At 47.3% G+C, this 20,447-nt stretch carries 16 protein-coding genes; 6 read left to right on the top strand and 10 right to left on the bottom strand.

The features are described 5' to 3' along the window. Positions 1-21: 21 nt before the first annotated feature. Positions 22-483 carry a DoxX family protein gene (locus FJ444_RS06325; RefSeq protein WP_140957089.1) on the bottom strand — a complete coding sequence of 154 codons (462 nt, stop codon included), beginning with the start codon at positions 481-483 and terminating at the stop codon, positions 22-24. Positions 484-632: 149 nt separating this feature from the next. Here FJ444_RS06325 and FJ444_RS06320 point away from each other — a divergent pair, with 149 nt between their 5' ends. After that, positions 633-1,559, top strand: a complete 927-nt coding sequence (locus tag FJ444_RS06320) for a LysR family transcriptional regulator (RefSeq protein WP_140957088.1) — start codon at positions 633-635, stop codon at positions 1,557-1,559. Between the two features lie 8 nt (positions 1,560-1,567). On the opposite strand, the gene FJ444_RS06315 is transcribed toward FJ444_RS06320, so the two are convergent. Further along, positions 1,568-2,485: an aminotransferase class IV gene (locus FJ444_RS06315; RefSeq protein WP_140957087.1), complete on the bottom strand. Its 918-nt coding sequence runs from the start codon at positions 2,483-2,485 to the stop codon at positions 1,568-1,570. Positions 2,486-2,516: 31 nt separating this feature from the next. Further along, the gene (nhaC, locus tag FJ444_RS06310) at positions 2,517-3,914 is read right to left on the bottom strand and encodes a Na+/H+ antiporter NhaC (protein WP_140957086.1); all 1,398 of its coding nucleotides are present in this window, start codon (positions 3,912-3,914) and stop codon (positions 2,517-2,519) included. Positions 3,915-4,179: 265 nt separating this feature from the next. On the opposite strand from nhaC, the gene FJ444_RS06305 reads away from it, so the two are divergent. Then, positions 4,180-4,905, top strand: a complete 726-nt coding sequence (locus tag FJ444_RS06305) for a sulfotransferase (protein WP_140957085.1) — start codon at positions 4,180-4,182, stop codon at positions 4,903-4,905. A 38-nt stretch (positions 4,906-4,943) separates the two neighbouring features. On the opposite strand, the gene FJ444_RS06300 is transcribed toward FJ444_RS06305, so the two are convergent. Both FJ444_RS06300 and FJ444_RS06295 read right to left on the bottom strand, forming a co-directional pair. Next, the gene (locus tag FJ444_RS06300) at positions 4,944-5,402 is read right to left on the bottom strand and encodes an NADAR family protein (RefSeq protein ID WP_140957084.1); all 459 of its coding nucleotides are present in this window, start codon (positions 5,400-5,402) and stop codon (positions 4,944-4,946) included. Between the two features lie 143 nt (positions 5,403-5,545). Continuing rightward, positions 5,546-7,342, bottom strand: coding sequence for a sensor histidine kinase (locus FJ444_RS06295; protein WP_181405086.1), 1,797 nt, complete (start codon positions 7,340-7,342; stop codon positions 5,546-5,548). Between the two features lie 107 nt (positions 7,343-7,449). Here FJ444_RS06295 and FJ444_RS06290 point away from each other — a divergent pair, with 107 nt between their 5' ends. Then, positions 7,450-7,866: a BLUF domain-containing protein gene (locus tag FJ444_RS06290; RefSeq protein WP_140957082.1), complete on the top strand. Its 417-nt coding sequence runs from the start codon at positions 7,450-7,452 to the stop codon at positions 7,864-7,866. Between the two features lie 70 nt (positions 7,867-7,936). On the opposite strand, the gene FJ444_RS06285 is transcribed toward FJ444_RS06290, so the two are convergent. Both FJ444_RS06285 and topA read right to left on the bottom strand, forming a co-directional pair. Beyond that, positions 7,937-8,485 carry a DUF2058 domain-containing protein gene (locus FJ444_RS06285; protein WP_140957081.1) on the bottom strand — a complete coding sequence of 183 codons (549 nt, stop codon included), beginning with the start codon at positions 8,483-8,485 and terminating at the stop codon, positions 7,937-7,939. Positions 8,486-8,500: 15 nt separating this feature from the next. Beyond that, on the bottom strand, positions 8,501-11,134 hold the full coding sequence (gene topA, locus FJ444_RS06280; protein WP_140957080.1) for a type I DNA topoisomerase: 2,634 nt from the start codon (positions 11,132-11,134) through the stop codon (positions 8,501-8,503). 350 nt (positions 11,135-11,484) lie between these two features. On the opposite strand from topA, the gene astB reads away from it, so the two are divergent. Further along, positions 11,485-12,825, top strand: coding sequence for an N-succinylarginine dihydrolase (astB, locus tag FJ444_RS06275; protein WP_140957079.1), 1,341 nt, complete (start codon positions 11,485-11,487; stop codon positions 12,823-12,825). 71 nt (positions 12,826-12,896) lie between these two features. Here the strand turns inward: astB and FJ444_RS06270 are convergent, their stop codons facing one another. After that, positions 12,897-15,110, bottom strand: a complete 2,214-nt coding sequence (locus FJ444_RS06270) for an Ig-like domain-containing protein (protein WP_181405085.1) — start codon at positions 15,108-15,110, stop codon at positions 12,897-12,899. Positions 15,111-15,227: 117 nt separating this feature from the next. Between FJ444_RS06270 and FJ444_RS06265 the strand changes: the two genes are divergently transcribed. Next, positions 15,228-16,577, top strand: coding sequence for a dicarboxylate/amino acid:cation symporter (locus FJ444_RS06265; RefSeq protein ID WP_140957077.1), 1,350 nt, complete (start codon positions 15,228-15,230; stop codon positions 16,575-16,577). Between the two features lie 43 nt (positions 16,578-16,620). Here FJ444_RS06265 and FJ444_RS06260 read toward each other — a convergent pair whose 3' ends face one another. Then, on the bottom strand, positions 16,621-17,853 hold the full coding sequence (locus FJ444_RS06260) for a lipoprotein-releasing ABC transporter permease subunit (RefSeq protein WP_140957076.1): 1,233 nt from the start codon (positions 17,851-17,853) through the stop codon (positions 16,621-16,623). Next, on the bottom strand, positions 17,850-18,548 hold the full coding sequence (gene lolD, locus FJ444_RS06255) for a lipoprotein-releasing ABC transporter ATP-binding protein LolD (protein ID WP_255439058.1): 699 nt from the start codon (positions 18,546-18,548) through the stop codon (positions 17,850-17,852). The genes FJ444_RS06260 and lolD overlap by 4 nt, the downstream gene beginning before the upstream one ends. A 470-nt stretch (positions 18,549-19,018) precedes the next feature. Here lolD and rhaT point away from each other — a divergent pair, with 470 nt between their 5' ends. Beyond that, complete coding sequence (rhaT, locus tag FJ444_RS06250; protein WP_140957075.1) at positions 19,019-20,077, top strand: L-rhamnose/proton symporter RhaT; 1,059 nt, start codon at positions 19,019-19,021, stop codon at positions 20,075-20,077. Positions 20,078-20,447: the final 370 nt, after the last annotated feature.

Raw genomic sequence — 20,447 nt, 5'->3', positions numbered from 1 at the left:
GCCTGCCTCCTTTTGTACGAACTACTGCGCACTGACGGCCGCAAATTTCCGGGCAACTAAACCATCCAACGACCACCGACCTGCACCGCTGAATACCAGCGACAGTGTTGCAGCAAACAAGGCCAGTGCGTATTCGTAGCCGCCATTCGACAGGAAAAGGCCATTACTAATGTGAGCAGTAAAAATTGCAATCAGCATAGTAAAAGCGCTCACCAGTGCAGCCGGCCGTGTTAGTAGTCCCAGCACTAACGCCAGGCCACCAAAAAACTCTGCGCTTCCGGCTAACAAGGCCATTAAAAAGCCAGGGGCTAAACCAATGCTTTCCATATATTGACCGGTACCTTCCAGTCCATAGCCGCCAAACCAGGCGAACAATTTTTGTGCACCATGTGCCGCCAATACGAGGCCAACCGGCGCTCGCAGGATCAATGCAGACCAGCCAGCATCAGACTCAAACAGAGAAGTAAGTAATTTAGTATTCATGATTTTTCCTCATTCAATTAAGTGGTAGTCGCGAGTGGTTAATTCCCTTCGCATCATCAGTGTGTTCACTATACTCACTCTCTATTGATTGATTAAGCCACTTAAAATAGACTAACTATCAATATTTCATTGATAATCAGCATGGCAATATGGATAGAATTGAAGCAATGCGCGCTTTTGTGGCAGTGGCAAAATCAGGCGCTTTCGCAAGCGCAGCCGACAGACTGGAAAAAAGTCCGCAACTCATAAGCAAATACGTCTCTCAACTGGAAACCCATCTCAATACCCGGTTGTTCAATCGTACCACTCGCAAAGTACATTTAACTGAAGCCGGTGAGCGTTATTTAGTAAGAGCGTCACAAGTACTCGACGATATTGACGAAATGGAAAATCAGTTGGGCGAGATGCAAACCCATGCCAGTGGATTACTGCGCATCAGTGCCCCGGTGGCGTTTGCCACCCTGCATCTGGCGCCACTCATTTACGCATTTCAGCAACAATACCCGGCTGTTGATATTGATTTACAATTAAACGACCGCAAGGTAGACATAGTGGAAGAAGGCTTTGATATTGCGCTGCGCATTGGCACCTTGCGCAATTCGTCGTTAATTGCCAAACGTCTCACAGCAATCCGTATGGTAATGTGCGCCTCACCCACCTATTTATCTAAGTGTGGTACACCTGACAGTCTGGAAGCGTTAAAATCCCATAATTACTTGCGCTACAGCTATCTGGATGCTGATAACGGGCCACTGCCTCACCAGTATCTTTCGGAGACCACTCACGATCAGTTGGGCGGATTGAGCTGCAACCACGGTGGTTTATTGAGCCAGGTTGCCGTTCTGGGACAAGGTATAGTGCTGCAACCCACCTTCATTTGTTATGAAGCACTAAAATCGGGTGACCTGACTGTTGTGTTACCGGAACTCGAGCCCGCACCTATCAACCTGTATGCGGTTTATGCACATCGTCAGCTACTCGCCAGCAAAGTACGCGCATTTATCGACTTTGCCAGCCAGTATTTTGGTGATACACCTTACTGGGACGACGGCCTGCCTGCCCCCGTTAAGCGTTAACAGTTTCGCTAACCGTGTTCCACCATGTCGTGGTAAAGCTGGCGAATACGCTTAACCATAGGACCCGGCACGCCTTCACCAATAGTGCGGCCATCTACGTCGATAACCGGTGTTTGCGCACCGAACGTGCCGGTAACAAAGGCTTCATCAGCACTGTATACATCAACCAGTGAAAAGTTTTTTTCGTATACCGGAATACCCTGTTTGCGGCACACATCAATGGTTTTTTGGCGGGTAATCCCTTTCATCGCGTAGTCGCCAGTTGAGGTCCATACCTCGCCTTTTCTTACAATGAAAAAATTGGTGGAATTACACGTACTCACAAATCCGTGGGGATCCAGCATTAGCGCTTCATCTGCACCGGCTTTGTATGATTGGATCATGGCGGTAATACAATTAATTTTACTGTGTGAATTTAAACGCGGATCCTGTACGTCCGGATGCCCCCTTCGAACATGCACAGTAAATAGCTTGATGCCCTTTTCTACCGGCGCTAAATCCTGCGATTTATACTCCGCAATGATCACTATCGTTGGCCCCCACAAACTGAGACGCGGATCCTGATAAGGCGTTTTCTTCGGACCGCGGGTAACCATTAGTCGCGCATGCACTCCATCGGTCATGCCGTTTGCTTCAACCGTAGCATACAAAGCCTCAGCGAGTTGCTGACGCGTTTTACCAATATCCATATCCAACGCTTTGGCACCGGCAAACAGCCGATCTAAATGGTCGTCAATAAAAGCGAACTTACCGTTGTGTAATCGCAATCCTTCCCAAACACCGTCGCCCAACATAAAACCGCTGTCGTAAACCGACACTTTTGCTTCGTGTTTAGGCACCAAATCGCCATTCACATAAATTTTGATATGTTGGTTGCGTTCATCGTCAATCGACGCGTGGGCACCACCCGCCTTGTGTTCCTGCATGCTGCTTCCTCAAAAATGCGTTACTACTAAGTCATCTTACCTGCTTTACCGCACTGGTTGGCATAAACCAGTTTAACGCTGCCCATAACAAGTCAAATAGCGGGGCCAGCCAATTGGCAAATGCGAATGGAGCATATAATAGCGTAGGCACGCCCAATGTACCTGCCACAAACACACCACCTGAATTCCAGGGAATAAGAGGCGCACTCATGGTAGCGCCGTCTTCCAGCAGGCGCGATAGATTCGCGCCCGATAATCCGCGTTGCTGATAAGCAGGTAATAACATCCTGCCCGGTAAGGTATAAGCGATAAAGGCGTTACTGGCAAAGTTAAATCCCAACGCTGCGAGCAAGGTAACCAACACCAGACGGAACCGCGTGCTTGCGACTTTTAGTAGCGCCAATAGTAACGTTTCAAGACTACCCGTTGCTTGCAACGCTCCGCCCAGTGCCATCGCCAGAATAATCAGTGATATCACCCACATCATCGACATCAGCCCGCCTTTAGACAGCAAGGCATCTAAACCTGGTTGCCCGGTATGACTCTGAAATCCGTTCATCAGCAGTTGCACCAGCGATTCAGGTGTCACACCCTGCCCCCAAACCGCCACAAGACAAGCAGCAACAACGCCGAAAAATATGCCGGGAATCGCTGGCAGTCGAAAGTATATCGTTATTCCAATGACGCACGGCGGTAGTATTACCCACCATGACAAGTCAAATTGCTGATCAATACTGGCCGACAGTAAATTAAGTGAGCTGTCAGTAAACGTACTTGTGCTTGTAACTGGACCAAGCCAGTAATAAGCCACCAAAGACACGCACATTGCAGGTAACGTACTGGGGATCATATTGCGAATATGCGTATATAAATCTACTCTGGCTATGGCGGCAGTAAAGTTGGTGGTATCTGAGAGAGGCGACATTTTGTCGCCAAACCAAGCGCCAGACACGATAGCGCCCGCGCACAATGCCACGGAAACGCCCAATACTTCAGCCATGCCCATCAATGCTAATCCTATTGTGCCGACGGTGCCCCAGGACGTACCGGTAAACACCGATACCACCGCACATAGCAAACAGGTGGCAGGTAAAAACCAGTCAGGGGAGATCATGGTTATGCCCTGCACGGTGAGAAATGGCACAGTGCCCGCGGCGATCCAACTACTGATGGTCATCCCTACTAACATAAAAATGCCCAGCACTGGTAAGCTTTCAGCGATGTTTGTGATCATCGCAGATTGAATTTCCTGCCAACGGATACCACGAAACACGCCAATCAGTGCAGTGATAGCGCAGCCCAATAGTAGAGGTATATGCGGACCGCCTTTGAGCACAAACAGGACGTACATTAATGCTGCCCCAGTGAGAATGATTGGCAGCAACGCCCAACCTAATGCTTTATTTGAAGCTGATAACCTGGTTGTCACTGAATCTCCGCTTTTTCACGCATTACAGACATACCCTTAGCCTGTGAATCATCTGTGGCATTATGCAAGAATCATGGCAGGAAAATTCGCACTAAACACCTAATTTAATGTACGTTTTTGGGCAATTGAAACGTCACAACTTCACACAGCGCCACAAAGTAGTGCAATACATGAAAGTAAACTGAAAATGCGTTGCAGCAGATTGGCTTGTTCCGTATGTTATTGCACTAACCCGCCAGTTTTATTTACAACACAAGGAAGGGCAATGCGAATTGCAATGTGGTCAGGTCCCAGAAATCTATCAACTGCTATGATGTACGCCTTTGGCGCCAGGGCTGATTGCGCGGTATGGGATGAACCTTTTTACGCCCCGTTTCTCAAAATCGGCGGCAGGCCAGACCCTATGCTGGAATGTATATTTGCCCGGGAAGAAACCGATCCTTTAAAAGTCGCTGAACGATGTGCAGGCCCTATTCCGGAAAATAAAGCATTGTTCTACCAAAAACACATGCCACAACACATGCTGGCAAGTTTTCCTGATGACTGGATGAATGCAGTAAAGCACGTCTTTTTAATTCGACACCCTGCACGGGTGATCTGCAGTTATACCAAGAAAAACGGTATTCCAGTGCTCAGTGATATTGGCATTAAAGAGCAAACTGAGTTGTTTGACTCATTAACCCGCCAGTTCAATGAACGCCCGCTGGTGATTGACTCCGGCGACATCCGTTCGAATCCAGCGGCTTATCTGGAGTTACTTTGTCATTCACTTGGTATTGAATGGGATCCTGCCATGCTGAGCTGGCCAGCCGGAGGCCACAAATCCGATGGCGCCTGGGCACCACACTGGTACCCAGAAGTATGGACAAGCACCGGGTTTGCGGGACCAGAGGGCCCTCTTCCTGACGTACCTGACAGTTTGAAGCCGTTACTTCAGGAGGCCATGAAGCACTACGAACATCTGGCGAACTTTAAAATTTCACCAAAATGACAAAATCGCCATTTCTGTTTGTTTGGGTATTTTTAGAACTAAGAGCGCAATTTATCGCGAATATCCATCCAGGCTTTGCCGATGTGATTCAATCCTCGCTGGTCGCGTCCAATTCCCCAGAAATAGTCATATTGTGACGTTTCAACAATAAGCCTATCTTCGGTAGCAAGCAGGGCTTCGCGCACTTCCTCATACATTTGCACTTTTGTGTACAGTGCTCGTTTCATTAATATGGGCGCAGTAGATGGGTAGTCATTAATTTTTGCGCGATACCAGACTTTGCCGTATTCATAAGCCTTTTCACCGGTTGGCATAGCAGCAGCAATATCAGCGTGCTGCGTCTTTTTTAGCGTTTTGGCCTGGACATAATGCTCACAGGTAAGCCAATTTTTATCTTCCAGTAAAATGGGATGTAACGAACAGGTTGAAAGCGGATTGGCTAGATCAAAACGGGAAAACTGACAGGCTTTTTCCATTGCAAGGTTGGCAGTAAACAAAACATATCCATAACGAAAGTACCGGTCTTGCCAGTATATAGAAATATCATCGTATTGTAATTTTTGTATTGTTATCAGTATCGGCATCGGCATCGGCATCGGCATCGGCAACTCAACTGTACGCGAGTAGTGAGTTGCAACGTTTATTGCATTTCCGTTTCTTCGTTTAACTTAAGTGGGAAGAAAATGGCAAATTCGGTATAGACGCCCAACTCAGTATTACAAATAATCCGCCCCTGCAAACGCTGCACGATGTTGTACACTACCGACAATCCCAGCCCAGTGCCTTCACCAATGGGTTTAGTGGTAAAAAAAGGCTCAAATATTTTTTGCTTCGTTGATTCATTCATGCCAGGACCATTATCTCTGATCCGAATCTCCAGCTCGTCGTCTTTCTCCGTAACCACAATGACAATAGTTGGCGAAGTTGTGCCCGACATTGTCATCGCCTGAATGGCGTTTTTAATAATATTTAGCAGTATTTGCTCTAATAGTCCGGCATTGGCATAAAATAAACCTGAAAATTGTATATCCTGCGTAATCGTCACTTTGCTATCGATATCGTATCTCAGCATCTTTAATGATTCGTCCAGTACCGCTTTTAAATCACAAAACGCTTTTTCCCCAGCCTGGTTGTGTGAAAACGACTTCAGATCAGTAATGATATTTTTTACTCGTTGCAGGCCATGGAAGGAATCAGAAACGATTGCCCGAATGTCATCCAGAATAAAAGGGATCCCTGCCTGCTGTTCAAAGTCGTTCAACGATTTCTTAAGATGCGCAGCCTCCTGATGTTGCTGAATATCAATGGCTGTAAGTAACTCAGACTGCATCGACTGAAGTTGAATGATGTTATTGATGTAACCATCCATAGAGGAGAAATTGCTTATAACAAACGACAGTGGATTATTAATTTCATGCGCTATACCTGCCGCCATCCGTCCTATACTGGCCAGCTTTTCATTGTGCGCCAGAGCCTCTTTAGTACTTTTCAGTTCCAGCAAGGTATCTCTGAGTCGCTGATACTGCTTTTTCAGGCTGGATTCAGCCTGTTTACGCTCGAGTAGTACAGTGAGTTGTTCCGCGGCTTTATTAATAATGGTGATCTGCTTCATCGATACCCTGTCCATCTCACTTTCAGGGATAAGATAAAACAACAGACAAACTACCCGCTTATACACTACAACAGGAAAAGCGAGATAACTGCCGATTTGTGTGTCGAGCTGCCTGGTAATTAAATCCAACCCGGCGTTGTCGTGCAGTAAGCTAATCTGAGGATGCTTTTCATCGATAGCCTGTGATACACAAGCGGGTAAGGTTTCTCCGGACATCAGGGCCTGCATGGTTTTCAGTATATCGATGTTGTCTTTACCGCTGCTTCTAACCCTAAACTTAGCCTGATTCTCGGGATATATTTCAAAGCTGCAGCAAGCGTGACAGAGGCTGGCTAACGCAGCAGAAAACGCCGATAGCAATGCGGTAATATTTTCATCAGCCCTTGAAAAACGGGTAATACAAACCAGCATTTCAGTTTCCGCATCGTGTTGTTTACAGGTGTTGTCAATATACTGAAAAGTGGCGATTTCACGTTTTAGTACAGTTGCATTAAATAGCGCTTTTTCTGCTATTGCACTTAAACATGCATTTATCTGAAACGTTTCTAACCACAGCACTTCGTCTAGTTGAAGTGCTGGCTGATGAATTAATACCAGACGCGTATCCTGATTGGCCAGTCCCTGACGAATATATTGCGCAATGCCCTGGCACAACTGAATATCATCTTCATTTGCAACACACAAGATAACCAGAGAAGGCTTGGTACTCCTGAGTACCTTTTTACCGCTTCTCAACCCATTTATTACTTCAAATGACAATGAATCAGCGGGTAAAAATACGCTGGGCTCGCAACTTTGAGTCACCATAAATACCGGACTAATCATATATTCACTCACCGCGTACCGTTTTTCTAATCTCTGCTATAGTTGAAGAATAGTCCTCATCAGCCGTTACGCAAACTCAGTTACGGCGGGTATTTAAAGGAAAAACGATGAGCTTAGTCAGACTCGTGTACTTCAGCCGTGCATCCAGAGAAATGTCGCTGAGTGATCTTAAATCCATACTTGATATAGCGCGAACCAACAATAATGCTCAGGATATTTGTGGCATGCTATCGTACGATCAACGCTACTTCCTGCAGGCACTCGAGGGTGAGCGAAGTGCGGTAAATGAACTTTATCTGGATATCGCCGACGATCCTCGCCACGATGAGATTACGATAATCAGTTATGAATATATTGATGCACCGTTTTTCAATCAATGGCAGATGGGGTATGCAGGAAGCAGTGCTGAATTCTCGCGGCTACTGAAGGAAATGGGGCAATCAGAATTTCTGCCAGATAAAATGACTGCCGGGCAGGCTCTGACGTTCTTACAGCAACTATCAGGCAATCAGGCTGAAGTGTGAACGTGCTTACCAGAGGCAAATAGCAAAAAACCAGTGGGAGACATCCACACTGGTTTTTAATCGTACCGGGCTACCAGGTTAAATCATCCGGAATTTCGTAATCGGCATACCAGTCATCTTCTTCAGATTTAGCTTTATTCTCTTCACGAAGATCGGCGCGATATACCACCACTTTATCATCACGTTCGGCAATTTTGTCGGCAACCGGCGTAGGTACCAACGCGTATTCGTCATCCAGTTTTACCACAGCCAGACGCGCATCCAACACCAATTTATGTACCGCGGCGCTTACATACATACGCTTAACTACGTTGTCGTCGGTAAAGTTAAGCAAGGTGTCACCATTGCCTTTAGACTGCTGATTAACCGTGATCAACTGACGGATTTGAGCAACCACCGCTTTTTTGTCGGCTTCGGCTTTGCGCTGCTGGTTTAATTCCCGATCGCGCTGCTTTTTGGCCTCAGCCGCGGCTTCCACCGCAGCTTTGTTAGCGTCCAGCTCTACCGCAGCGCCTTTGTTTTTAAGTTTTTGCTTCTTACGCTTCTCAGTACGGGCCTGCTTGGCCTTGGACTTATCGGTTAAGCCCGCTTTGAGTAACTGTTCCTGTAACGATGCCATGAGTGTTGAACCTGCTTATTTCTTCTTGGCGTCTTTCGACTGCCATTTACCATTTTCGTACCACGCAGACCAGCTGGTTGCTTTGCCCTTGGCATCTTCCGACATGACATATTGCTGCTTGGTTTTACGGCTGTAGCGCACAATTGCCGGGTTGCCTTCCGGATCGGTTTTTGGCGCATCTGCCAGATAGTAAAACTTCGGAGACAGACGGTCGCGAAAACGCGCCAGCTCTTCCACTTTAGGCGCACGGGTTTCCCTCGATTTAGGGAAATTATGTGCAGCCAGAAACACACCCGAAGCACCGTCGCGCAACACAAAATGGGCGTCACTCTTTTCACAGGGTAGTTCGGGTAAATCAACCGGATCTTCTTTTGGTGGCGCAGCCTCACCATTGCGCAGGAGTTTACGCGTATTTTTACATTCCGTACTGGTACAACCGAAATACTTACCAAACCGGCCGTTTTTCAGCTCCATGTCGCTGCCGCACTTATCGCACTCAATAATTGGGCCGTCATAACCTTTAATTTTGAATGCGCCCTGCTCTACATAGGTACCAGAGCACGCAGGTGAATTACCGCACACATGTAACTTGCGCGTTTCATCAACCAGATAGCTGTCCATGGCAGTACCGCATTCGCCACAGCGGCGTTTAGCGCGTAAATCAGCGGTCTCCTGTTCATCATCGTCATCAACTTTTACCACTTCCTCACCCGACGTCAGGTTCATGGTATTCGTACAACGTTCTTTGGGCGGTAAATTGTAACCAGAGCAACCTAAAAACACGCCAGTGCTGGCCGTGCGAACATTCATGGGTCTGCCACACTGACCACAATCAATGGCAACCTGTACGGCCTGATTCGGGCGCATTCCGCCCTCTTCTGGCTCTTGCTCAGCCCGCAACAGTTTTTGATAGAAATCGGAATAGAACAGGTCAAGCACCTGCTTCCAGTCTTTATTGCCTTCAGCAATGTCGTCGAGCTGCTGCTCCATGTTGGCGGTAAAATCGTAACCAATCAGATCATCAAAGTTTTCCATTAAACGATCATTCACGATTTCGCCCATTTTCTCGGCGTAAAAACGTTTATTTTCCAGGCGGACATAACCGCGATCCTGAATGGTCGAAATAATGCTGGCGTAAGTAGACGGACGGCCAATACCGCGTTTTTCCAGTTCTTTAACCAAAGAGGCTTCGTTAAAGCGGGCCACCGGCTTGGTAAAGTGCTGCTTGGGATCGAGCTGTTGCAGATTTAACGCATCGCCTGGCTTAACATCTGGCAGCAAACGATCTTCTTCGCCTTTGTTGCTCTTTTGTGGCTGCACACGTGTCCAACCATCAAATTTAAGCACCCGGCCTTTGGCTACCAGTTCAAAATCACCTGCCGCCACTTTAACTGTAGTGGCATCATATTTAGCAGGAGTCATCTGACAGGCCACAAATTGACGCCAAATAAGCTCGTAGAGACGCTGTGCGTCGCGTTCCATGTCTTTTAGACTCGTAGCAGGGGTATTTACGTTCGACGGTCTAATCGCTTCGTGGGCTTCCTGAGCGCCTTCTTTACTTCCATAGCGATTTGCTGATGCGGGCAGATAGGCACTACCAAAATTGTCATCGATATAGCCGCGACAGGCCTCCAGTGCTTCCTGACTCAGGTTGGTTGAGTCGGTACGCATATAGGTAATATAACCTGCTTCGTACAAACGCTGGGCCAGCATCATGGTTTTCTTCACACCAAAGCCCAGGCGCGTACTCGCCGCCTGTTGTAGTGTGGACGTAATAAACGGTGCAGAAGGACGACTTTGCGTGGGCTTGGATTCACGGCTGATCACTTCATAGCGCGCAGCATTTAATAATGCTACCGCAGCATCGGCCTGTGCTTTGTTAACCGGCTTAAAATTCTCACCAGCCTGTTTCATCACCTGCATGCGAAGTGCTGTGCTGGAAGCCGTGGTTAAATCGGCGTGTACATCCCAGAACTCTTCTGGCACAAACGCTTTAATTTCGCGCTCGCGTTCCACTACCAGCCTAACCGCAACAGACTGAACCCGACCAGCCGATAAGCCACGGGCAATTTTTTTCCACAGCAATGGCGACACCATGAAGCCCACCACCCGGTCGAGGAAACGACGGGCCTGCTGCGCATTTACCCGGGCCGTATTCACTTCGCCCGGATGCTCAAACGCTTCTTTTATTGCGTTTTTGGTAATTTCGTTGAACACCACACGCTGATAGGTTTTGTCTTTCTTACCCAACAATTCCTGTAAGTGCCAGGCGATGGCCTCTCCTTCGCGGTCCAAGTCCGTTGCCAGGTAAATAGTGTCGGCATCTTTTGCCAGCTTCTTCAGCTCGTTGACCACTTTTTCTTTGCCTTCCAGCACCTGATAATGCGCTTTCCAGTTTTGTTGCGGATCGACGCCCATGCGATCAACCAGCTTCTGATATTCGAACTGTCTTAGGTATTCGGCCTTCTCTTCTTCCGAATAATTTTTTAGATCCTTCGCGCTTTTTTTCGGCTCAACTTTGCCTAAAGCTTTGGTTGGCAGATCACGCACGTGGCCCACGGAAGATTTTACGATAAAATTTTTACCGAGATATTTATTAATCGTTTTTGCTTTGGCCGGTGACTCGACTATGACCAGTGATTTTGTCATAAATAAGAATTAAACCTTTGAAAAATTTAAGTTTTTGATGCTAAGCCAGAAAAATAACAAGGCAGATTCACTTATACAGGCTAACGCTTCTTTTTTTAACATATATCTACAAAGTGAATGGAAAACAAGTTCTTCTTAATACTTATTCGCAATGGTGATTTTTTGCACAGCAATAATAGCTCATTTTTCAACCACTGCGATTGGCACCGCTATTTATTTACGTATAATGCGCCCGAGTTACCGGTAACAAAGCAAACGATTGTTGCCGTTACCCGAATACATTTATAGCTACTCAACGGGTAAATACCAAATCATATAAACCCGTATAACAAAGAATAAGGCAGGAAATCATGCAATATTGTGAAGCAAATTTTGATGGTCTGGTTGGTCCTACTCATAACTATGCCGGTTTATCCTTCGGCAATGTTGCGTCTTATTCTAATGCTAATGCGGCCAGTAATCCAAAAGAAGCGGCATTACAAGGTCTTAAAAAAATGAAAGCCTTGTCGGACATGGGTCTGGTTCAGGGCGTTTTGGCACCTCAGGAACGTCCTGATATTGCCACCCTTCGCCGACTGGGCTTTACCGGCTCCGATGCGCAGGTGCTTGAACAAGCGGGCAAACAGGCCCGGGAAATCTTTTTAGCCTGCTGTTCTGCGTCCAGTATGTGGACCGCGAATGCGGCAACGGTCTCCCCCAGCGCCGATACAGCCGACGGCAAAGTACATTTTACCCCGGCTAACCTTACCAACAAGTTTCACCGCTCTTTAGAGCCGCAGGTGACGGGTAATATTCTGAAGGCAACCTTTGCCAATAATAAGTACTTTGCACACCACGCTCATCTGCCAGACAACGAGCACTTTGGTGATGAAGGTGCAGCTAACCATACCCGTTTGTGCAGTGAATATGGTCACGCCGGTGTCGAGATTTTTGTGTATGGCAGACATGCGTTCAGAAACGATCGTCCTCAGCCAAAGAAATACCCTGCGCGTCAAACGTTTGAGGCAAGTCAGGCGGTAGCGCGTTTACATGGCCTAAGCGACGAAAACGTGGTGTATATTCTGCAAAACCCCGATGTGATTGACCAAGGTGTGTTTCACAATGACGTGATCGCCGTGGGTAACCGCAATGTACTGTTTTATCACCAACAGGCATTCCATAACAGCCGTGCTGCGATTGCCGAGATTCAACAAAAATTTGGTGATCAGCCACTGCACTTTATTGAAGTAAAGGACAGTGAAGTGTCGGTGCAGGACGCTATAAAAACCTATTTATTTAACACTCAGCTAGTGACATTACCCGATGGCATCATGACGATTATTGCGCCGTCTGAGTGTCAGGAAAATCCAGTGGTTGAGCAGTATCTGGCTGAACTGGTTACACGTGGTACACCAGTGAAAAGCGTGAACTATTTCGATGTAAAACAAAGTATGCGCAATGGCGGTGGCCCGGCGTGTTTGCGGTTACGCGTAGCGCTTACCGACGCTGAATTAGCTGCCGTTAATCCTAACACGCTGATGAACGACGACCTGTTCAGCAAACTAAATGGCTGGGTAGAAAAGCATTATCGCGACGTGCTGACTGAAAACGATTTACGTGATCCGCAATTGTTGATTGAATCGCGCACAGCATTAGACCAGTTAACGCAGTTATTAAAACTAGGTTCGGTTTACCCTTTCCAACAAGCATAAGGGATTTCGTCAACACCCAATAAAAAAGCCGTTCACTTCTCAGTGAACGGCTTTTTCGTATGTCTTACTCACTACAAGGTGTCAGCACAACTGCTGCTGGTTCCCCATGTGCTGGACGGTGGTGGTGAGCCTTGTGTACTGCGATCTTCTGCTGATACTCCCAGCGTATACTGCATGGTATCCACCGATTCTGTACCAGAAGATTCCCCTCTGGCATTCAACGTTAACTGTACCCATCCGCCATACTGTTTCGGATAGTTCAATTCAATCAGCGCCTGACCGTTGTCATCGGTAGTAGCGTCAGCATCGATAGCAGCCGTGTTACCGGGCGTCAACTGACCGTCGCCATTGAGATCTTCTCCTGCATCCAGGCGACCATTGCCATTCGCATCTTCACTGAAACACTGTGCCGTAATTACCTGATAGTGAATCGAATCGTCTTCATCCCAAATCCAGTAACCTTTGAAATAGGCATAGCCAACGGTTTCAATAACAGGTGTTGCACTGAACGTTAACGTAGTACCCGACACCGGATTTGAATCTGCATCGGTTACGAATACGGAGAACTCTTTACTGTATGACGACTGTTGCGGCGCCTCAATCAGATTGCCGGTACCCAGCGTAATATCGAATGGACGATCCCCTACGGTTAATCGGGTGGTACCCGTTACCGCTTGGTTATCATTCACACTAGCCGTTACAACCACACTCTGGTAGGTACTTACGGCATTGGATTCATACACCGTTGTAGCAATGCCGCGGCGATCGGTGCGGCTTTGCGCATCAGTAAGATTGCCGTTTGATACGTCATTTACCTCAAAATTAACCAGCTTGTTACGCACGCGGTTACCCTGGGCGTCCAGTACCACTGCAGAAATCGTGCTGGTTTGCCCATCCGGACCAATGGAGTCCGGTGTGGCATCCAGAATCAGTGTAGCTGCGTCAGTGGCAATAAACGCAATATCTATTTGCGTAGATACTTCAACGCCCGCGCCGTCGGTGCCGGTAGCCGAAATGGTAGCCAGACCTGCGTTGGTAGACGATACCGTTAAATCCGCTATGCCGTCTGCATCTGTTGTGGCATCTGCACTTACAATAGCACCACGCGAAATGGCGAAGCTTACATTGCCGCCAGCAAAAGGACTCGCGTCGCGCAACCAGCGGATTTGCAGCGCGTAATTAGTATTCAGGGCAATGTCTTGTTCTACATCGTCCACATCCGGCGCATTCAGGAATACAAATTCGTCTTGCTGAACTTCAATACTAAAGCTGGTTTGCGTATTCAGCGCACTGGCAGTGAGTGAATAACTACCTGATGCAGGCGCAGTAAACTGAATGGTGACACGCCCTTCGTCACCGGTAACCGGCTCAACGTTATTCACTGTTGTAGCAGTCACATCAGCGCCGCTCGGATCGGTTACAACTAAAGTCAGTGGCTCGCCGGCAATGCCTGTGTTATCCGAATCTTCAAGGCTAATGGTGATATTCACGGCATCACCAATAATGGCAGACGTAGCACCGTTGATATCAATTTCGGTGCCGACTACATTAATACTTAATGTTTCTGTTAACGTGGTTTCACCCGATACCGTTGCTGTTACCACAATGGTGCGGTTTTCTTTGTCCCCGCCCGTTCTGAGTTTTACTCGTGCGGTACCGTTTTCATCGGTAACGGGTTGGGTCTCAGCAATAGCGGCATTGTTGTTTGCAGAGAATGATACGGTTACGCCTTCAAGCAGAATGTTTTGCGCGTTTTTCACAACGGCCCATAATTCCACCTCGTCATTACCACTGGACGACAGCTGCGACTGACTGGAGAAGATTTCAAGGGATTCCGGCGTTTCTACCGTTGCTGTTGTACCAGATGACGTAAAACCGGTTTGAGCGCTGGTAGTTGAATCGAGGGTTGCTGTTACCATGCCGCTACCCGACAACTCGCCAACTATCAATGTGATTGTGGCTACGCCGTCGCTGTTAGTAAGCGCAGTGCCGGTATCGTTTGAAAAACGCGCCAGGTTTTCAACCGAGAAACTGAATGACACCACCTGATTAACGGCTGGATTTCCCGAGCTGTCTGTAACCGTAGCGCGCACCGTTAAAGGTGTATCACCCGTTAATTGCGTACTCGCTTCGCCCGCACTGTTAGTTAATGCAACACTTATGCTATAGGTAGGATCAGGGGTGACTGTGCCGGTGTCATCATCTCTTGAAACCGAACCGCCACCACCGCAAGCTACCAATAATAGCAGTGTCCATAGGGTGAATATTAAGCGTAGTGATTGCATTTTCATCGTCTTCCTGGACCTCTTTACCGTGAATGGGTCATTTTTAGTATTTAAAACTGCTCTGAATCTGGCACACTAACCAAGTACAATAATAAAATTACACTTCAGGGAATTTACATGTCTCAGTCTTCACAAAAGTACAGTTTAACTGAACGCATCTTTATCGGCATGCTTGCCGGAATCATGATTGGTGTCCTGCTGCAATTTGTTATATTTGATGATAGCGGAGATTTCCGTTTTTCGATATTCTCGGTAGACGTATCCACGTATGGCATTTTGGTTGAAGGTATATTTTCAACGCTCGGGCAAATATTCATTTCCAGTTTGAAAATGCTGGTTGTGCCCTTAGTACTGGTGTCTCTCATTTGCGGTACCAGCTCACTGTCTGATCCATCCAAACTGGGACGTTTGGGTATTAAATCCATCAGTCTTTATGTTCTCACAACCGGCATTGCGGTAACACTGGCCATCTTGGCAGCGTTATTGGTTGGTCCGGGTGAAGGTCAAAATCTGCAGGCCGACAACAGTTATTCTGCAACACAGGCGCCGTCGCTGTCTGACGTTATTGTGAACATGTTCCCGTCAAATCCGATTAATGCCATGGCGGAAGGCAATATGTTGCAGATCATTGTTTTTGCTGTGCTGCTTGGTGTTGCAATGGCGATGACCGGTGACGCCGGAAAACGCGTAGCGGCATTTTTTGAAGATTTAAACACGGTAATCATGCGCCTGGTTACCATCATTATGAATCTGGCGCCTTATGGCGTATTCGTGTTGATGGCCAAGCTATTTGCCACCATCCAAATTGGTACCATTTTCAGTCTGGTTAAATACTTCCTGGTAGTCATGGTTGTACTCGTTATCCATGGCACGTTTGTATACGCACTGATTTTAAAATTATTCAGTGGCTTAAATCCGGTTATGCTGCTCACCAAAATGCGTGACGCTGCGTTGTTTGCGTTCAGTACATCAAGCAGCAGTGCCACCTTGCCAGTTACTATGGAAACCGCACGTAATAAACTGGGTGTCGGTAAATCAGTGTCGTCATTTACCCTACCGCTGGGTGCCACAATCAACATGGACGGTACTGCCATCATGCAAGGCGTGGCTACAGTATTTATTGCCCAGGTATATGCGGTGGATTTAACGCTTGGCGACTACGTAATGGTAGTGCTTACCGCTACGCTGGCTTCAGTGGGTACAGCAGGTGTGCCCGGCGTGGGTTTGATCATGCTCGCCATGGTATTACAACAGGTTAATCTGCCGGTGGAAGGTATTGCACTAATTATTGGCGTAGATCGCTTACTGGATATGACCCGTACTGCCGTAAACATCACTGGCGACTGTACGGTAGCCTGTATTATTGGTAAGTCTGAAGGTGAGTTGGATCAGACCGTGTATGATGATCCCAACGCGGGTGCGAAACAGGAAAACGTTGATTTCGAACATTTCGACCGCAACGCCTGATGTTATTTTGATATCAAAATGAAATAGAAACTGCCTGCCCGAATTAATGCAGTGCCCGGGCAGGCGCAATTACCGCCGCTTTATGCGCTGGGTATAAGGTTGCCAGCACACTTAACGTAAGCGCTACAACCACCGTCATCAGTACGTCTATCCAGCTAAGCTGTGATGGTAAAAAATCAATAAAGTAAATGTCGCCAGACAATACTTTCACTCCCAACAACGACTCCAGTGCCCCAATCCAGTTCGATAGATTAGGCGCCGTGATTACGGCCAGTAAGGTTCCCCAAAATACGCCAATCACACCGTTTAACATGCCCTGATACATAAACGCCATTCGAATCTGGCTATCTGTTGCCCCCATGGTTTTTAAAATAGCAATCGAGGCTTGCTTCTCTTTTACCGCCATTACCAGTGACGACACAATATTAAAACAGGCCACCGCTATCACTAGCGTTAGCGCAATATACACCACTACCCTAACCAGTCTGATGTCGTCGTACAAATGCCCCTGCGTACGGGTCCAGTCAGACATGTAGACCGCCTGAGGAAAGGTATAACCAATTTCACGTATAACGCTGTATGCTGAAAACGGATCCTGTAACTGAAATCGCAATCCTTGTGCACCAGAAGCGATGCCAGCGGCTTCAGATGCCGTTTGCAAATGCATAATACCAATCAGGTTATCCAATTCGCCGCCTAGGCTAACTGTGCCAGTCAGCGTTAAATACAGATTTTTGGGTGCGGTAAAGGTCAGGTCTTCGGTAACCGACGGGATCACAACCGTGATTTTGTCCCCTGTCGATAAGCCTAACTTGCTGGCAATTCCCCTGCCTAGCAATACGCCGTCTGGCTGCTGTTCAAGCCGAAGCCAGTCTTGTTGTTCAATTTCCCGGTACCAGCGTGCAGGCACGGTTTGCCCTACCTGAATACCCGTAAGCTCAACTGCTTTCAACTCGGTACCTTGCTGAATCATACCGGTAATCTTTGTGTAGGGTTCGACGCTGGCAACCCTTGGATCCTGGCTGAGTGAATGCTGATAAGCCTGCCAGTCCTGAATACCCGACTGTGACACAGAAAACAATTCACCATGAGGGATTATCGCGAGCAAGCGGTCACGCAATTCGCGCTCAAAGCCGTTCATCACGCTCAACAGCACAATCAGAACAAAGCAACCAAGTCCAATCCCCAGGGTGGATGAAAACGACACAAATGAGGTATAGCGATTACCAGACTTACTTTTTCTGAATCGTTGGGCTAACAACAGGCTGATATTCACGACGCGCCTTGCTCCCGCACCGATAATTTTCCGTTGGTTAACACCAGTACCCGATCCATCGCGTTAGCGAGCTGGATATCGTGTGTTACGACTATAAAACTGGTGCCCATTTGCTCACTTAATTCACACAGCAATGCGTAAATTTGTGCGCCGGTTTTATTATCCAGATTACCGGTAGGTTCGTCGGCTAGTACAATACTGGGATTATTCACCAACGCCCTGGCAATGGCGACACGCTGGCGTTCGCCACCAGATAACGCTGACGGTAAATGATGAATACGATGGCTTAGCCCCACCTTGTCCAGCAATGCCGCAGCGCGGGCTTCTGCGCTTTGTTTTGACTCACCATTAATCATTAGCGGCATGGCAACATTTTCTACCGCACTGAATTCAGCCAACAAATGATGGAACTGATAGATAAACCCAAGTTGCTGATTGCGCAGCGCAGCCAATGCATTACTGTTCAGGGAACTAAGCGCCTGCTGGTTTACCGTAACGCTGCCCGAGGTAGGATGGTCCAGGCCGCCAAGAATATGCAACAAGGTACTTTTGCCTGAACCAGAACTGCCTAATATGGCGATTTTTTCGCCTCGTGCCAGTTCAAATGAGACACTGTCGAGTACCGAAATATGATTGTCACCGTCGTGATACGTTTTACTTACATCCCGACACACTAATGACATGTCTGTTGCCATGAATTCCTCATTCTATTGCTGGATAGGTTAAATGAATCGTGCTGTACACGTAATCGCTGCCGACTCAATGGCTTACCGTTGCCATATTCCCTATCTATAATGATGTCGCATTGTACTGTAAGGCGGGCAAAGGGTATATACCCATATGGGCTTTTAGCCCATCGCCTCTTTGTCCATTCGGAAACCCTTTCGACAATCCAATTGGCAATCCATTCGGCAATCCCATTGGCCCCCCTCTCGGCCAACCCTTCGATATAAGGTGCTGGTACTTCGCTAATCCTGTCGCAATGCCTTGAATATCTGCTTATCCACAACCAATCAATCACCCGCAATCACAAATCATGACCAATAAAGATTGATAATGCGTGATTATTAACAAAAACCGTTGTATTCTACCTGCTGGCTTTTACAAAAATTAAACAATTTAATCTTGGTAACCGTAAACAGACTGGCTATGAGAGGAGTGTTGCATGGCGTCAAACCCGTTATTAGGTGTGTTTTTCCATTGGCTTGGCGGCCTGTTTTCCGCCAGCTTTTATGTACCCTACAAGCGTATACAGCGCTGGTCGTGGGAAATATTCTGGTTATGTGGCGGCATTTTTAGCTGGCTGATTTGCCCTTGGTTTTTTGCCTGGATCCAAACTGAAGATCTGCTTGGCGTGTTATCTTCAACGTCTCCTGAGGTGTTACAGCAATGTTACCTTTGGGGTGCCGGCTGGGGATTTGGCGGTTTAACATTTGGATTAGCTGTTCGCTATATGGGCATTTCGTCAGGTATGGCGATTGTTCTGGGTTTAACTACCGTGTTAGGTACCCTTGGTCCGCCTATCGCATCAGGTCATTTTGGCGAGGTCATCGCAACAACAAGTGGTCAGTTTGCCGTTGCGGGAACTTTTATGACTCTGATTGGCGTAATTATTGTAGCGAAGGCTACAGCTGAAAAGAATAAAAGCCTGAACACATCAGAAAACAGCGAGAGCGTAGATATGCGCAAGGGACTGTTGATCGCACTGTTCTCGGGAATTATGTCGAGTTGCTTTGCGTTTGGCATTGCCGCTGGTAAGCCAATTAATGAACTAACCATCGCTGCGGGTACAGCGTCGTTATGGCAAGGTTTACCGGTATTATGTGTTGTACTGGCTGGCGGATTAACTACCAATGCGTTGTGGTGTTTTTGGTTAATCAAAAAGAATGGCACCGCTAAAGAATACCTTGGTCAGGTAGCTGAATCGGCAGAAAAGCTGCCAGTAAACAACCTGGTTAAAAACTATTTGCTGGCCTCCTTGGGTGGTGCACTCTGGTACTTCCAGTTCTTCTTTTACACCATGGGCGAAAGCCATATGGGCAAGTATGAATTCTCCAGTTGGACAATTCATATGGCCAGTATCATTATTTTCTCTACGCTGTGGGGATTGGCATTAATGGAATGGCGTGGCAGTAATCGAAAGAGTCGCATGTTGCTGCTTGCGGGGATCAGCCTGCTGGTGTTATCTACCATCGTGATTGGGGTGGGTAACTCTTTCCAATAACGACTGCGCGATTGCAGGAGTTTAAAGCTATTTTAGGGCTGCCCTGCCGTGCGCAGCCCTTCAGCTATCAGAGCAGTCCTTTAACCGGGCTAGTTGTCTAGTCTGGCAACGTAAACATCATACTTTTTTGTTTCCGGCTCTATGGTAAACATCACTTTTACTGTTCTGCTCTTTCCTGTCCCTCTTCGTGTAGTGATTGTTGAACCGTCACTTCTGTTAATCTCGTAACAGTCCTGAACTTCATAAAAGTTTATTAACTCACCTTTGGTCTGTGGTGACATATTCCGGTATACCGCAAACCCGACTCTGTCTAACGCATTAACCAAATCCACGTACTCATCACAATACATTGCAATAGTTTGCATATTCC

The sequence above is a fragment of the Aestuariibacter sp. GS-14 genome (assembly GCF_006494365.1).
Taxonomy (GTDB): domain Bacteria; phylum Pseudomonadota; class Gammaproteobacteria; order Enterobacterales; family Alteromonadaceae; genus Alteromonas; species Alteromonas mangrovi.
This window is presented reverse-complemented; position numbering and strand designations above follow the sequence as displayed.